Origin of the sequence: Bradyrhizobium arachidis (assembly GCF_015291705.1) — a bacterium.
Taxonomy (GTDB): Bacteria; Pseudomonadota; Alphaproteobacteria; order Rhizobiales; family Xanthobacteraceae; genus Bradyrhizobium; species Bradyrhizobium arachidis.
Map to the genome: position 1 here is coordinate 4,598,238 of NZ_CP030050.1, position 13,768 is coordinate 4,612,005.

The following is a 13,768-nucleotide window of genomic DNA, read 5'->3' on the forward strand; positions in this document are numbered from 1 at the left end:
ATGAACGATCGGCCTCACAGCCCAATCCAGGACCCGCGCGTCAACGCCGTCATCGCGCGCCTGCAAGGCGCGCGGCAGCGGCCATCGGGCGGCGGGCCGCGCGGCGCCTCTGGCAGCCGCGATCCCCACGCCTATGCCGAGCAGGGCTTTTCGATCCATCCCGAGCAGGGCGAACTGATCTACCTGCTTTGCCGCGGCCTGCGCGCCAAGCGCGTGGCGGAGTTCGCGACATCGGTCGGCATGTCCACGCTGTATTTCGCGGCCGCCATCCGCGACAATGGCGGCGGCACCGTGATCGGCTCGGAGATCGTGCCGGCCAAGGTCGAGACCGCGAGGCGCAATCTCGCCGAGGCGGGTCTTGCCGACTATGCCGAGATCCGACAAGGCGATTCGCGGCAGACGCTGCGCGATCTCGGCGGCCCCGTCGACTTTGTCCTGATCGACGGCTGGCCGGGCGAAGGAGGTCCCTCGCTCGCGCGCGAGGTGATCGAGATCGTGGTGCCGCAGCTTCAGGTCGGCCGCTATGTCATGAACGACAACGCCGAACCTGATTATCTCGACTTCATCCGCGATCCCGAGAACGGCTTCGTCTCGATGACGCTGCCGCTCAAGGGCGGCACCGAGCTCAGTCTGAAGCTGAAGTAACGACGTCGCCGGCGCGATACGCCTCGGGAACCACGAACACCTCGTCGGCGCGGCCGTAGCCGCCGTCGGGCACCTCCTCGATCAGCACCATCGTGTGCGGCCGCGCCGCTTCGCCGAAATAATGGACGAACAGCGCGGTGAGGTTATGCACGATCTCCGTCTTCTGGCTCCGCGACAGCGCGGCCTGCGGGATCTTGATGTTGACGAACGGCATGATGGTTCTCTCTTTTGTGTGTGGTGGTCAGATCACGCCGCCATTGGCGCGGATGATCTGGCCGTTGACCCAGCCGCTGTCGCGGCCGGCGAGGAAGGCGACGATGCCTGCGATGTCGTCGGGCTGGCCGAGGCGGCCGAACGGGTTCATGGCGGCGATGGCGCGCACCTGCTGCTCGCTCTTGCCCTCCAGGAACAGCCGGGTTTCGACCGGGCCGGGCGCGACAGCGTTGACGGTGATCTGCCGGCCGCCGAGCTCCTTGGCGAGGATGTGCGTCATGGCTTCGATCGCGGCCTTGGTCGCGGCGTAGACGCCGTAGCCGGGCTGGTAGAGGCCGATGACGCTGGAGGAGAAGCTGACGATGCGGCCGCCCTCGCGCAGCCGCCGCGCTGCTTCGCGCAAGGAGCGGAACACGCTGTCGAGGTTGATCGACGTCTGTCGCGCGAACGCTTCGTCGGTCACCTCGGCGAGCGGGCCGAGCTCCATGATGCCGGCATTGTTGACGAGGATGTCGACGCCGCCGAAGGCCTGCTCGGCCGCATCGAACAGCCGCGCCGGCGTTGCCGGATCGGCGAGGTCTGCCTGCACGGCGATGGCGCGTCCGTCTGCGGCCTCGATCTCGGCCACGAGCGCATCGGCGGCATCGCGGCCGCTGGCATAGTTGATCGCAACCGCAATCCCGTCCTGCGCCAGCCGGCGGGCGATCGCCGCGCCGATGCCGCGGGAGCCTCCGGTGACGATGGCGGAGCGCTGATGTTGGTTGGTCATGGCGGCTCTCCTCGATGTTGATGAGGGCGAGAATAGCTGGTCGCTGTGACCGGATAATCACCCAATACTTGCCATCACTTGTCGGTTGTGGTGAACAATCGACCATGGACCGCTTTGACGCCATGCGCCTGTTCGTCCGCCTCGTCGAGCGCCAGAGCTTTACGGCTGCGGCTGCCGACCTCGGCATTCCCCGCTCAACGGCGAGCGAGGTCTTGCGCGGGCTCGAAGCGCGCCTCGGTGCGCGCCTGCTGGAGCGGACGACGCGGCACGTCACGCCGACGCTCGACGGCGAGGATTTTTATCGCCGCTGCGTCGCCATCCTCGCCGAGGTCGAGGAGGCGGAAGCCGCGATGCGGGATGCGCAACCCCGCGGCCTGCTCCGCATCGACGCGCATCCCTTGCTGACCCGCACCTTCATCCTGCCGCATCTGCCGGAATTCCTGGCGCGCCATCCGCAGCTCGAATTGCAGATCGGGCAGGGCGACCGCTTGGTCGATCTCGTGCGCGAAGGCATCGATTGCGTGATCCGGTCGGGCCAGCCCGACGACAGCGGCATGATCCTGCGCCGTCTCGGCACGGTCGCGGAGATCACGGTGGCGAGCCCGGCCTATCTCGCACGCCACGGCATGCCGGCGACGCCGGATGCGCTCGACGGGCATCAGATGGTCGCCTTCCTCTCTTCGCGCACCGGCGACGTGCTGCCGCTGGAATTTTCCGTCGCCGGCGCGCTGCGTCATGTCGTGCTGCCGAGCCGGGTGCGCGTGAACAATTCCGACACCATGGCCGATCTCGTGCGGCTCGGCTTCGGCCTTGCGCAGGCGCCCCGCTATCGCTTCGCCGATGATCTCGCCAGCGGCGCGCTGGTCGAGGTGCTCGCCGATTATCCGCCGTCGCCGACGCCGCTCTCCGCGCTCTATCCGCAAAATCGTCAGCTAGCGCTGCGCCTGCGCGTCTTTCTCGACTGGATATCCGGCATCTTTGCCGCGGCGAAGCTGTGAGGGGCTGCAAGACCTAGGGCTACGAGATATTGCGTTGCCCGTCGGGCAAAACACCCAAACCATCGGTCAACGCCGCGCGCCAAAAACATTCCACTTTACCGAAATTCGGAAACGGCGTATGTGTCGCGGCAACCCGGCCCAAGGAAGAGGGGCGTATCGCGATCGTCACAAACGTGGGCCGGGCGGCGGTGGGCGTGGGCCACATCGGCGCGAAAAGCTTCGCAGGGCGGGCAACCGTGAGCGAAGACCTCGCGCCTGCGACAGATGTGGTTCACGTACGGCAAAATCGTGTGGTCCTGGCGCCCGGGGTCTGTGCGTCAAGTCTTGCGGTGATGTGTGCTGTCCAACCGGATACGCGCATCAGCCATCCGCAAGGCGACGGGGGCAATAGTGCATCGCTCCCCGGGGAGAGCACGACATAAGCCGTTCCAACCACTGCGCAGGGAAGGCCGGATGTTTGGCTTCACCTGTATGCCGCTGTGCAGATCTTTGTTGCCACCTTTCGCACAGTGGACCGTGGGTGCCCGGCCGGCACCCGGTCTTCCCTGCGCCCTCTTTCAATTGAGGGTGAGGCATCGAGGCAAAGCTCGGGCGAAATGCGCCGCGGGGATGCGAAGGCGTGTCTGGGAGGCCGTAGGATGGGTAGAGCACTTGCGAAACCCATCATGGTTCGGCGCGGAGAAAGCGTTGATGGGTTTCGCTTCGCTCTACCCATCCTGCGAAGCGCGTGCAGGAATGCACGACGCAAGACGGATCACGCTTCATTGTGAGTTGTGCATATGCCCCAGACCGCTACCATGCGATCGCTTCCGTGGAACACGGGAGCACAGCAGCAAGCGGAGGCGACATGAGCAAGCAGGACCAAAAAGTGAAGGGATCGGACCTGTTTGTCGCGGCGCTGGAGAACGAGGGTGTCGATCGCATTTTTGGCGTGCCCGGCGAGGAAAATCTCGATCTCGTCGAATCGCTCCGCACCTCGAAGATCCAGTTGATCCTCACCCGCCACGAGCAGGCCGCCGCCTTCATGGCCGCGACGCATGGGCGGCTGACCGGCAAGCCCGGCGTGTGTCTCTCGACCCTCGGCCCCGGCGCGCTCAACCTGTCCACCGGCGCGGCCTACGCGCATCTCGGCGGGATGCCGATGATCCTGATCACCGGCCAGAAGCCGATCATGAGCAGCCGGCAGGCGCGCTTCCAGATCGTGGACGTGGTCGCGACCATGAAGCCGCTGACAAAACTGTCGCGGCAGATCGTCAGCGCCTCCTCGATCCCGACCGTGGTGCGCGACGCGTTTCGCGTGGCGATGGAGGAGCGGCCCGGACCGGTGCATCTCGAATTGCCCGAGGACATCGCCGGCGACGAAGTGCCTGCGGCCCCCGTAATCCCGGTTCATCCGATCGAGATCCCGGTCGCCCATCGCGGCGCGCTCGACCGTGCCGCCGAGATGATCTTGGCAGCAAAGCGCCCGCTGGTGATGATGGGCGCTGCTACCAGCCGGCCGCGTTCGACCCACGGCATCGCCAGCTTCGTGCGGCGGACTGGCATTCCCTTCTTCACCACGCAGATGGGGAAGGGCACCGTGCCCGGCGGCACCAATCTCTACATGGGCACTGCGGCGCTGTCCGAACGCGACTACGTCCACGACGCCATCGACGCCGCCGACCTGATCGTCGCGATCGGCCACGACCCCGTCGAGAAGCCGCCCTTCATCATGGGGCCGTCGGGGCCGAAGGTCATTCACGTCAGCTACACGCCGGCGAGTGTCGAGCTGGTCTATTTTCCGGATGCCGAGGTCGTCGGCGATGTCGGCCCGAGCCTGGAGCTGCTCGCCGATCGGCTCGAAGGCAAGCTGCCGCAGGCGGCGGCGTTGCTGCCGCTCCGCGAAGAGATTCTCAATCACATCGCCGACCGTGCCACCGAGGCGCGCTGGCCGCCGACGCCGCAGCGCATCGTGCACGACATCCGCCAGGTCATCCCCGAGAACGGCATCGTCGCGCTCGACAACGGCATGTACAAGATCTGGTTCGCGCGCAACTACCGCACCCGCGTCGCCAACACGCTGCTGCTCGACAACGCGCTGGCGACCATGGGCGCCGGCCTGCCGTCGGCGATGATGGCGGCCATGCTCTATCCCGACCGCCGCGTGCTCGCGGTCGCCGGCGACGGCGGCTTCATGATGAACAGCCAGGAGATGGAGACGGCCGTCCGCCTCAAGCTCAATCTGGTCGTGCTGGTGCTCGAGGACAACGCCTACGGCATGATCCGCTGGAAGCAGGCCGTCGATCATTTCGCCGATTACGGCATGACGTTCGGCAATCCGGATTTTGTCCTCTACGCCAAGGCCTATGGCGCGAAGGGACATCGGATCGAGAGCATCGACAGCTTTGGTCCGACGCTGGACGCCGCCTTCAAGGCGGGCGGCGTGCATCTGGTCTCGATCCCGGTCGACTATTCGGAGAACGTGCGCGTGCTCGTCGACGAGCTGCGGGCGCGGGAGAAGTAGGCCGCGAGGGACTCGGCCTTCCATGGTTCGAGACGCCCGCTTTGCGGGCTCCTCACCATGAGGGTTTGACATCTCGCCACGAACACGAACCTCATCCTGAGGAGCCCGCAAAGCGGGCGTCTCGAAGGATGTGCCACAACGGGATTTTTGCCTCACTTTCCGGGATTTAGGGTCTGCCCGATCTAGAGGCCGGCGAATACCTGCCATTCCTTGATATATATCGTGCCACGATATATTGGCTGGCGCGAGCAATCCTCCCGAATAGAGCAATTCATGCGCCAGACCCTGGACATCACCGGCGGGCTCCCGCGTCCTCGCGGCAAGCCCGGAGACTTCACCGCCGACCGCCGTGTGCTGGTCCTGATCGGCATGGCCCTGGTGGTCGGCAGCCTTGGGGCAGGGGCCGCCTGGGTGCTGCTGAAGCTGATCGCGCTCGTGACCAACCTGGTCTGGTTCGGCCATGTCAGCACCGAGAACGTCTCGCTGGCGAACGCCCATCCGGGGCTCTGGATGGTGCTGGCACCGGCGCTCGGCGGTCTCGTCATCGGCCTGATGGCGCGGTTCGGATCGGAGAAGATCCGCGGCCACGGCATCCCCGAGGCGATCGAGGCGATCCTGATCGGCGGCAGCCGGATGCAGCCGAAGGTCGCGATCCTGAAGCCGCTGTCCTCGGCGGTGTCGATCGGAAGCGGCGGGCCGTTCGGCGCCGAGGGGCCGATCATCATGACCGGCGGAGCGATCGGCTCGATCTTCGCGCAGTGTTTTCATCTCACCGCCGCTGAGCGCAAGACGCTGCTGGTCGCGGGCGCGGCGGCCGGGATGACGGCGATCTTCGGCACGCCGATCGCGGCGGTCCTGCTCGCCGTCGAGCTATTGCTGTTCGAATGGAAACCGCGCAGCTTCCTGCCTGTGGTGACCGGCGCTGTGATCTCGGCCGCCTGGCGTCCGTTGTTGTTCGGGGCAGGGCCATTGTTTCCATTCGCGGAACGGCCGGACCTGCCATGGTGGGGGCTGGCTGCCGCGATCGGCGTCGGCGTCGTTGCCGGCCTGCAATCCGGACTGATGACGCGGCTGCTCTACGCCATCGAAGACCTGTTCGACCATCTGCCGGTGCACTGGATGTGGTGGCCGATGCTCGGCGGCCTCGTCGTTGGCCTCGGCGGTCTCATTGATCCGCGCGCGCTTGGCGTCGGCTATGACGTCATCGCCGATCTGCTCTCCGGCCACATGGTGCGCGACGAGGCGATCCGGCTCTTGCTGGTGAAATCCGCGATCTGGGTGATCGCACTGAGTTCGGGCACATCAGGCGGCGTGCTGGCGCCGCTGCTCATCCTCGGCGGCACGGCGGGCTGGATGGAGGGACTTGTGCTTCCCGGTGGCGCATCATTCTGGGCGCTGGTCGGCATGGCCGCGATGATGGGCGGCACGATGCGCTCGCCGCTGACCGGCGTGATGTTCGCCATCGAGCTGACCGGCAATATCGACATGCTGCTGCCGTTGCTGGCGGCGACCGGGGCGGCGCACGCCGTCACGGTGCTGTTGCTGAAGCGATCGATCCTGACCGAGAAGATCGCGCGCCGCGGCCAGCACATCACCCGCGAATACGCGATCGATCCGTTCGAGCTGATGCGCACCGCCGATGTCATGGTCACGAAAGTCGACACGCTGCCCGTCGACATGCCTATCGACGAAGCGGTCACGTTCTTCACCTCGGATCAGCGCCGTCACAAATCCTATCCCGTGGTCGCCGCCGACGGACGGCTCACCGGCATGGTGACCCGTGCTGACGTGCTGCGCTGGCGCACCGAGGGCGATCACCACGCCGCAACGCTCGACGACGTCGTCTCGGACACATCGGCCGTGGTGGCACATCCCGACGACGTGCTGGGCCGGGTCGCCGATCTCATGGTGGCCTCCGATCTCGGGCGTTTGCCGGTGGTCGATCGCGCTAGTCATCGTGTGGTGGGCCTCGTCGCGCGCAAGGATTTGCTGCGCATTCGCGCGGTCGTGAACGCGCAGGAGGAGGACCGCAGTGCATATTTCCTGCGCGAAAAGGCGCTTGTGCGGGAGGCGCGGATCGCAGAAGGTCAGCCCCTCTGAACTCCAGCACTGACAGGAATGAACATGACACGTGTTCGCTGCGTTACCGAGATGGGCATGGGCGTCGACGTTCACGGCAGGGACGCCACCAAGGCAGCGAAGCGCGCGGTGTCCGATGCCATCCGGCATTCGAGCCTCGGGTTTTTCCGGATGATCGGCAAGACCGCGAACGACATGTTCGTCGATGTCACGATCGGCGTGCCCAATCCGGAGGCCGTGGACAAGGAGGCCGTTGCCAAGGAGCTGCCTTACGGCACCGTGACCGTCACCGCGGTCAAGGGCGGGCTGGAGATTCCCTCGGCCACGGAAGTGGCCAACGACCCCATCCTCATCGCCAATGCCGCCGTCATCGTCAGCTTCGACAAGGACTAGGGTCCGGTGTCTGACCGCGATGAGGCGCTGCTGGATCGCCCGATCTGGAGCGCGCTGACGACGAGCCAGAAGCATCTGGCGGAGGGCGGTGCGCGCGCGCTGCGCTATCCCCAGGACATGACGCCGTTCGCCGACATGGTGGACATGTCGGAAGCGAGCTTCGCCGCGCTCGGTGATTTGATGTCGGGCTCGCAGGTCGCCGCGCTGTTCACGCCCGAGCCGGTCGACGTTCCCGCCGGCTTCAAGGTCGTGCTCGCCGAGACCGGCGAGCAGATGATCGGCTCGCCCGCCGACAGCCCGCTGCGCGATGCCGAGATCGTCACGCTGGGAGCTGCTGACGTTCCCGCCATGATGGCACTGACGGAACTGACCAAGCCCGGGCCTTTCGCCGCGCGGACGCACCAGCTCGGCACATTCCTCGGCATCCGCGCCGGCAACGAGCTGGTCGCGATGACCGGCGAGCGGATGAAGCCGGGAAAGTTCGTGGAGATGACGGCCGTCTGCGTGCATCCCGACTATCGCGGGCGCGGCTATGCGCAGGCGCTGCTTGCGGCGGTCGCGCGCCGGATCGAGGCGCGCGGCGAGATTCCGTTCCTGCACGTGTTTTCGAACAACACCTCGGCCATCGCGCTGTACCAGCGGCAGGGCATGCGCATCCGGCGACAGCTCCACGTCACCGCGCTGATGAAGCAGGGATGATCGCCCTTCAGGGGCGGTCTTCATTTCCAGCGAAAGCGCGCTATATCCATCCCCAACCATCATTGGGGGGACACATGGACGCCAGGACACCCGATTTTTCCGCCGCGCGGACTGCGATGCAGCGCTACGTCGATCAGGAGATCATTCCCGGAGTATCCTGGGCGGTGCTGCGCGGCCGGGAGGTCGTCGACCAGCAGTGCGTCGGCTTCGCCGATCGCGAGGCGAACACTGTGTTGCGTCCCGACCACATCTTCCGTGCGTTTTCCAACACCAAGATCTTCGTCACCTGCGCGATCATGCTGCTGGTCGAGGAAGGCCGCATCGGGCTCGATGACCCGATCGAGAAATGCCTGCCGCAGCTTGGCAACCGCAAGGTGCTCAAGCAGGGCGCGACGAGCCTTGCCGATGTCGAGCCGGCAAAAAGTCCGATCACGATCCGCCAGCTTCTGACCCATACCTCCGGCCTCAGCTACGGCATCTTCGATCCCGGTACGGTGCTGTTCAAGGGCTATAACGAAGCGCGCGTGCTCAATCCGCTGACGCCGCTCGCCGACATGATCGACAAGCTCGCCGATCTGCCGCTGTCCTATCATCCCGGCGCTGGTTGGGAATATTCGGTGGCGACCGACGTGCTCGGCCGCGTCGTGGAGGTGGTGTCGGGCAAATCCCTCGATGCCTTCCTTAAGGCGCGCATTTTCGATGCCCTGGGCATGACCGATACCGGCTTCCATGTGCCGGAGGCGCAGCAGGGCAGGCTGGTGGCGCTCTACAACGGCGCCGACGTGCTCGATCCCATGAAGCCGGGCCTGACGCGGGCCGACAATCTGCCTTACCCGCAGGCCTATCGGCAGCCGTTCCCGCGGCTGTCGGGCGGCGGTGGTCTGGTCTCGACCTTGCCTGACATGCTGGCGCTGGTCCGCGCGCTGCTGCCGGGCTCGGATGCGCTGCTCAAGCCCGACACGCTGCGGCTCATGATGACGAACCAGTTGCCATCGGGGCAGACCATCCGCTTTGCCAATCTCGGGCCGATCCCCGGCAAGGGCTTTGGTCTCGGCGGCGCTGTCACCTTCGCGCCGACGCCCTTTGATCCGCCAAATTCCGTTGGCGAATTCCAATGGGGCGGCCTCGCCGGCACTCATTGGTGGATCTGCCCGGAGGCCAACACCGCCGGCGTGCTGATGGCCCAGCGCTACATGGGTTTCTGGAATCCGTTCTTCTTCGAATTCAAGCGCCTGGCCTATCAGGCCGTCGGAGGCTGACCGCGAATTCATTCGGTATGACGTGTCCAACTATCTCGGCCTCGACGGGTTTCGCTTTGGCTGGGTCGCAGCCTGGATCGACGAGCGCGGCGAGCACGGCTTCGATTACTCACCCGGTCTGACGCGGTTGCTCGCGATGCCGCATGCGCGCGCGATGATCGACATGCCGATCGGATTGAAGCCGAGCGGCTACCGGGCCTGCGATTTGCGCGCACGCGAGCTCGTTGGCCCCGCCGTGTTTCTCGGCGCGCGCCGTGACCTCTGGACGTTTCCCGACATGGCGACGGCCAATCGCCACTACTGGGAGCATGAGGGCAAGGGCAGGGGTGTGTCGGCGCAGCTCTGGAACATCAGGGACAAGATCAGGGACGTCGATGCGATCATCACGCCGGCGCGGCAGGCGGCGATCGGCGAAGCGCATCCGGAATTGATTTTCTGGAATCTCGCTGGCCGCGTGCGGCTTGCCAGGAAGACATCTGCGGAAGGCCGCGAGCAACGCATCGCGCTCCTGGCGCAACGCGGCTTCACCCGCCTGCCAAAATGGCTGACGCAGCGGCATGGCACCGGCATCGGCCGTGACGATCTGATCGACGCCTGCGCCTGTGCGGTCGCGGCACGCGACAGCACGCAGCGTGTGGGTGGCGAGGAGGTCGATCCGCGCGGGTTGCGGATGGAGATCAATTATTGAGACGCCTCGCGGCACGGCCATCGATCGGGAAAAAGCGGCAATTTATTTGACGCATATAGGAACTGTCTGTGGTCGGACCGCGTTCCCTGTGCGAACCGATTATGGAGAATTCCTCGCGATGAATGATGCCAGTCAATTCGCGACCGCGATGCTCGCGCTCGTCTTCACCGGGGCGCTTCTCGTCACCGGGCAGCTCTTCATCGAGCGGCGCGCGCAGCACGACGTGGTGTACGCAACCAGCCATTTGCTCCGACCATTATGATCCGGCCAACTGCCCGGCCTTGCGCCGTTCGCCGTCTCGCCTAGATTAGGCGGCGTCTCACGAACGCAGCCGGGGTCCCGATGTCCGATCTGTCCGCCTTTCCCATCACCAAGCGCTGGCCGGCCGAGCATCCCGAGCTGCTCCAGCTCTATTCGCTGCCGACGCCGAACGGCGTCAAGGTCTCGATCATGCTGGAGGAGATTGGGCTGCCATACGAGGTGCATCTCGTCGACTTCGGCAAGGACGACCAGAAGACGGCGGAGTTTCTCTCGCTCAATCCGAACGGCAAGATCCCGGCGATCCTCGATCCCAATGGCCCCGGCGGCAGGCCGCTGCCGCTGTTCGAGTCCGGTGCCATCCTGCAATATCTCGCGGAGAAGACCGGCAAGCTGCTGCCGCAGGACGCCGCGCGCCGCTACCAGACCATTCAGTGGGTGCATTTTCAGATGGGCGGCATCGGGCCGATGTTCGGCCAAGTCGGCTTCTTCCACAAATTCGCCGGCAAGGATTTTGAGGACAAGCGACCGCGCGATCGTTACGTCAGCGAGGCCAAGCGTCTGCTTGACGTGATGGAGACGCATCTCTCCGGCCGGCAGTGGTTCATGGACGATGATTACACCATCGCCGACATCTCCATGCTGGGCTGGGTGCGCAATCTCATCGGCTTTTACGGCGCCGGCGATCTCGTCGAGTTCAATCAATTCAAGTCGGTCGGCGCCTGGCTTGAACGCGGGCTGGCGCGCCCGGCGGTGCAGCGCGGGCTGAACATTCCGAAGCGGCCGTGAGGTCAGCTCAGCGCCTTGTACGCCATGTAGAGCGCCATCAGCGAGACGAGGGCGATCATGGCCCGGCGCAGCGCCGATTTGCTGACGCCGTTGGCCATGCGCGCGCCGAGGTCGGTGCCGATCCACAGGCCGGCAACGATGCCGATGATGGCCGGCCAGCCGACCATCAGCCCTTTGCTCCAGTAGATCCAGGCTGCCGGAATGTTGGTCGGGATCACCGAGAAAATCAGGCTGACAAGTTGCGCCTGATGTTGCGACACGCGCAGGCCCGCGGCGAGGCCGACGGTGATCGCGAGCCCGCCGCCGATGCCCATGAAGCCGGAGGAAAATCCGGCGAGCATGCCGATGAGGAGCAGTGGCAGCCAGGGCAGTTCATTGCCGTCACCGGCCTTGATGCCGTCGTCCTTGCGCTCGCGGCGCAGGATCAAAAGCGCGATCAACGCGACGAGATAGACCACGTAAGTCCATTGCAGAACAGAGTCCGAAACCGACGCCGCGGCATAGCCGCCGCCCACGCCGCCGACCAGAAATCCAGCGCCGATCCAAATGATCCATTGCAGCGGACTGCGATTGCCGCTCTGCCAGTAGCGGCGCGCGCCGGCGAGGCCGGTTGGGGGGATTTGCGTGATCAGCGATGTGCCCTGGGCAACGTGTTGCTCGGCCCCGAGCAGCAGCACGGAGAAGATCACGAGGCCGCCACCCGGGCTCGTGCCGGTGAAGCCCGATGCCAACCCTGCGACCAGACCGACGCCGGCGCCGGCGAGGAGTTCATGAATCCAGGACATCGGTCATGCTCTGGTCCGTCGCTTCACGTCCGGCTTCGTGGTGCGGAAGCCATCGATCACGCCAGCAACGGCCGCCATGCAGGCCTCGACGTCAAAATCCTCGCCCCAGCACTTCTGCAGCACAAAGCCCTGGAAGATTGCGATCAGCACACGCGCGATCGCGTCGGCGCCGAGATCGCGCTTGATCAGCCCGTCGTGCTGGCCGCGTTCGACCAGTGCCACGATCAGGGCACGCGGCATGTCGATGCCTTCGACGACGCTGATACGGACGCGGCGGTTGCGCAGCGCTTCGGCCCAGCCATGGATGCCGACGCGTCGCCGCGCTTCGCCGGCAGGGTCGGTGAGCCATTGCGCGTAGACGCGCACCAGCGCGCGCAGGCCCTCGATCGGATCGCCCGATCCTTGCGCGACAGAGTTGAGAACGGCCTCGCGGCGATGCCGGTCGTCGGCCAGCGCCTCGATCAGATCGTCCTTGCTCTGGAAGTAGAGATAGACCGCGCCGTGGCTCAGCCCCGACCGCTTCACGATGTCGGCCATGCCGGTCTGGTGGAAACCGTCCTCGGCGAAGCAGGCGAGGGCAGCCTCCAGAATCTGCTGCCGCCGGCCTTCGCGCTGCTTGTCGCTGATCTTGGGCATCTTGACCGTCCGTAAATAACTGACTGATCGATCGTTTTAGCTGTCGGCGGGGTTTGATCCAAAAAAGGTCGATCAAAATAAAAAAACGATCGATCAGTCATCTTTATTGCCAAGCTGCATTTTGGTCAAGTCCGACCCGCCAGAGCCGGGAAAAGAGGAGGATTATTCGGTTGCGAACGCGGAGAGTCGACGACCTGGCCCGGCTGCTAAAACAGCCGCCCGCCGTTCGGCACTGGCTTGCTCGGCTGCACCAGCACCACCTTGCCGTCGGCATCAGGGAAACCGAGCGTCAGCACTTCGGAGACGACCGGCCCGATCTGGCGCGGCGGGAAATTGACGACGGCTGCGACCTGTTGTCCGACCAGCGTCTCGAGCGGGTGGTTTTCGGTGATCTGCGCCGAGCTCTTGCGCACGCCAATCACAGGTCCGAAATCGATCCACAGCCGAAAGGCCGGCTTGCGCGCCTCCGGGAACGGCTTTGCGTCGACGATGGTGCCGACACGGATGTCGACCGCGAGGAAGCTGTTGAAGTCGATGGTCGGCGAGGCGGCCGCTGCGGAATCGTGGGTGACGTGCATAGGATGTCCGTTGGGCGAGTTGGCGTCGTTCGCAATATTGTGGCGCGACGCGGAGTTTCGTACAACGCCGTGGTCACGATACGACGCATGCGCGGGGGACGTCTTGCCCAACATCATCTATGGCATCAAGAACTGCGACACCATGAAGAAGGCGCGCGCCTGGCTCGATACCCACGGCGTCGCGTATGAATTCCATGACTACAAGATGGTGGGCGTCGAGAAGGACAAGCTCAAGCAGTGGAGCGACAAGGTCGGCTGGGAGACGCTGCTCAATCGCGCCGGCACGACTTTCAAGAAGTTGCCCGATTCCGACAAGGAAGGCCTCACCGAGAAGAAGGCGCTGGCGTTGATGCTAGCGCAACCATCGATGATCAAGCGGCCGGTGCTGGAGATCGGCGGCAAGCTGCTGGTCGGCTTCAAGCCGGACATCTATGCCAAGGACGTCAAGACCAAATAGGTCGACGCCCGATCTCTCT

At 65.1% G+C, this 13,768-nt stretch carries 16 protein-coding genes; 11 read left to right on the top strand and 5 right to left on the bottom strand.

From position 1 onward, the window contains the following. Entirely contained in the window at positions 1-645 is a 645-nt protein-coding gene (locus WN72_RS21165; RefSeq protein WP_027557512.1) for an O-methyltransferase, read from the top strand. Here the strand turns inward: WN72_RS21165 and WN72_RS21170 are convergent. Together WN72_RS21170 and WN72_RS21175 are read right to left on the bottom strand one after the other, a co-directional pair. After that, positions 626-859, bottom strand: coding sequence for a tautomerase family protein (locus WN72_RS21170; protein WP_027557513.1), 234 nt, complete (start codon positions 857-859; stop codon positions 626-628). The genes WN72_RS21165 and WN72_RS21170 overlap by 20 nt on opposite strands. Before the next feature lie 27 nt (positions 860-886). Next, positions 887-1,627: an SDR family oxidoreductase gene (locus WN72_RS21175; protein WP_027557514.1), complete on the bottom strand. Its 741-nt coding sequence runs from the start codon at positions 1,625-1,627 to the stop codon at positions 887-889. Positions 1,628-1,731: 104 nt separating this feature from the next. Here WN72_RS21175 and WN72_RS21180 point away from each other — a divergent pair, with 104 nt between their 5' ends. The 9 genes from WN72_RS21180 (at position 1,732) to WN72_RS21220 (ending at position 11,293) form a co-directional block, all read left to right on the top strand. Continuing rightward, positions 1,732-2,625 carry a LysR family transcriptional regulator gene (locus WN72_RS21180; RefSeq protein WP_092216693.1) on the top strand — a complete coding sequence of 298 codons (894 nt, stop codon included), beginning with the start codon at positions 1,732-1,734 and terminating at the stop codon, positions 2,623-2,625. Between the two features lie 847 nt (positions 2,626-3,472). Then, positions 3,473-5,128, top strand: coding sequence for an acetolactate synthase large subunit (locus WN72_RS21185; RefSeq protein WP_092216691.1), 1,656 nt, complete (start codon positions 3,473-3,475; stop codon positions 5,126-5,128). 273 nt (positions 5,129-5,401) lie between these two features. Then, positions 5,402-7,228, top strand: a complete 1,827-nt coding sequence (locus WN72_RS21190) for a chloride channel protein (protein WP_092216690.1) — start codon at positions 5,402-5,404, stop codon at positions 7,226-7,228. A gap of 24 nt (positions 7,229-7,252) precedes the next feature. Further along, entirely contained in the window at positions 7,253-7,600 is a 348-nt protein-coding gene (locus tag WN72_RS21195) for a Lin0512 family protein (protein ID WP_018646107.1), read from the top strand. 6 nt (positions 7,601-7,606) lie between these two features. Continuing rightward, a complete protein-coding gene (locus WN72_RS21200; protein WP_027557517.1) occupies positions 7,607-8,299 on the top strand; it encodes a GNAT family N-acetyltransferase in 693 nt (230 codons plus the stop codon). 74 nt (positions 8,300-8,373) lie between these two features. After that, positions 8,374-9,558 carry a serine hydrolase domain-containing protein gene (locus tag WN72_RS21205; protein ID WP_027557518.1) on the top strand — a complete coding sequence of 395 codons (1,185 nt, stop codon included), beginning with the start codon at positions 8,374-8,376 and terminating at the stop codon, positions 9,556-9,558. A 22-nt stretch (positions 9,559-9,580) separates the two neighbouring features. Further along, positions 9,581-10,246, top strand: a complete 666-nt coding sequence (locus tag WN72_RS21210; protein ID WP_027557519.1) for a DUF429 domain-containing protein — start codon at positions 9,581-9,583, stop codon at positions 10,244-10,246. 118 nt (positions 10,247-10,364) lie between these two features. Further along, a complete protein-coding gene (locus tag WN72_RS21215; RefSeq protein WP_167336515.1) occupies positions 10,365-10,508 on the top strand; it encodes a hypothetical protein in 144 nt (47 codons plus the stop codon). 80 nt (positions 10,509-10,588) lie between these two features. Beyond that, complete coding sequence (locus tag WN72_RS21220; protein ID WP_027557520.1) at positions 10,589-11,293, top strand: glutathione S-transferase family protein; 705 nt, start codon at positions 10,589-10,591, stop codon at positions 11,291-11,293. Between the two features lie 2 nt (positions 11,294-11,295). Here WN72_RS21220 and WN72_RS21225 read toward each other — a convergent pair whose 3' ends face one another. The 3 genes from WN72_RS21225 to WN72_RS21235 all read right to left on the bottom strand — a co-directional run bounded on the left by WN72_RS21225 (position 11,296) and on the right by WN72_RS21235 (position 13,292). Next, entirely contained in the window at positions 11,296-12,078 is a 783-nt protein-coding gene (locus tag WN72_RS21225) for a sulfite exporter TauE/SafE family protein (protein WP_092216689.1), read from the bottom strand. A 3-nt stretch (positions 12,079-12,081) separates the two neighbouring features. Beyond that, positions 12,082-12,714, bottom strand: coding sequence for a TetR/AcrR family transcriptional regulator (locus WN72_RS21230; protein WP_092216688.1), 633 nt, complete (start codon positions 12,712-12,714; stop codon positions 12,082-12,084). A gap of 206 nt (positions 12,715-12,920) precedes the next feature. Continuing rightward, positions 12,921-13,292, bottom strand: coding sequence for a tRNA-binding protein (locus tag WN72_RS21235; protein WP_027557523.1), 372 nt, complete (start codon positions 13,290-13,292; stop codon positions 12,921-12,923). A gap of 103 nt (positions 13,293-13,395) precedes the next feature. Between WN72_RS21235 and WN72_RS21240 the strand changes: the two genes are divergently transcribed. After that, positions 13,396-13,749 (top strand): ArsC family reductase, encoded by a 354-nt coding sequence (locus WN72_RS21240; RefSeq protein WP_092216687.1) that lies wholly within the window; start codon positions 13,396-13,398, stop codon positions 13,747-13,749. The last annotated feature ends 19 nt before the right edge of the window (positions 13,750-13,768 follow it).

Coding starts and splice junctions, on each gene's coding strand:
- WN72_RS21165 (WP_027557512.1), top strand. CDS start 1: ATGAACGATCGGCCTCACAGCCCAATCCAGGACCCGCGCGTCAACGCC.
- WN72_RS21170 (WP_027557513.1), bottom strand. CDS start 859: ATGCCGTTCGTCAACATCAAGATCCCGCAGGCCGCGCTGTCGCGGAGC.
- WN72_RS21175 (WP_027557514.1), bottom strand. CDS start 1,627: ATGACCAACCAACATCAGCGCTCCGCCATCGTCACCGGAGGCTCCCGC.
- WN72_RS21180 (WP_092216693.1), top strand. CDS start 1,732: ATGGACCGCTTTGACGCCATGCGCCTGTTCGTCCGCCTCGTCGAGCGC.
- WN72_RS21185 (WP_092216691.1), top strand. CDS start 3,473: ATGAGCAAGCAGGACCAAAAAGTGAAGGGATCGGACCTGTTTGTCGCG.
- WN72_RS21190 (WP_092216690.1), top strand. CDS start 5,402: ATGCGCCAGACCCTGGACATCACCGGCGGGCTCCCGCGTCCTCGCGGC.
- WN72_RS21195 (WP_018646107.1), top strand. CDS start 7,253: ATGACACGTGTTCGCTGCGTTACCGAGATGGGCATGGGCGTCGACGTT.
- WN72_RS21205 (WP_027557518.1), top strand. CDS start 8,374: ATGGACGCCAGGACACCCGATTTTTCCGCCGCGCGGACTGCGATGCAG.
- WN72_RS21215 (WP_167336515.1), top strand. CDS start 10,365: ATGAATGATGCCAGTCAATTCGCGACCGCGATGCTCGCGCTCGTCTTC.
- WN72_RS21220 (WP_027557520.1), top strand. CDS start 10,589: ATGTCCGATCTGTCCGCCTTTCCCATCACCAAGCGCTGGCCGGCCGAG.
- WN72_RS21225 (WP_092216689.1), bottom strand. CDS start 12,078: ATGTCCTGGATTCATGAACTCCTCGCCGGCGCCGGCGTCGGTCTGGTC.
- WN72_RS21230 (WP_092216688.1), bottom strand. CDS start 12,714: ATGCCCAAGATCAGCGACAAGCAGCGCGAAGGCCGGCGGCAGCAGATT.
- WN72_RS21235 (WP_027557523.1), bottom strand. CDS start 13,292: ATGCACGTCACCCACGATTCCGCAGCGGCCGCCTCGCCGACCATCGAC.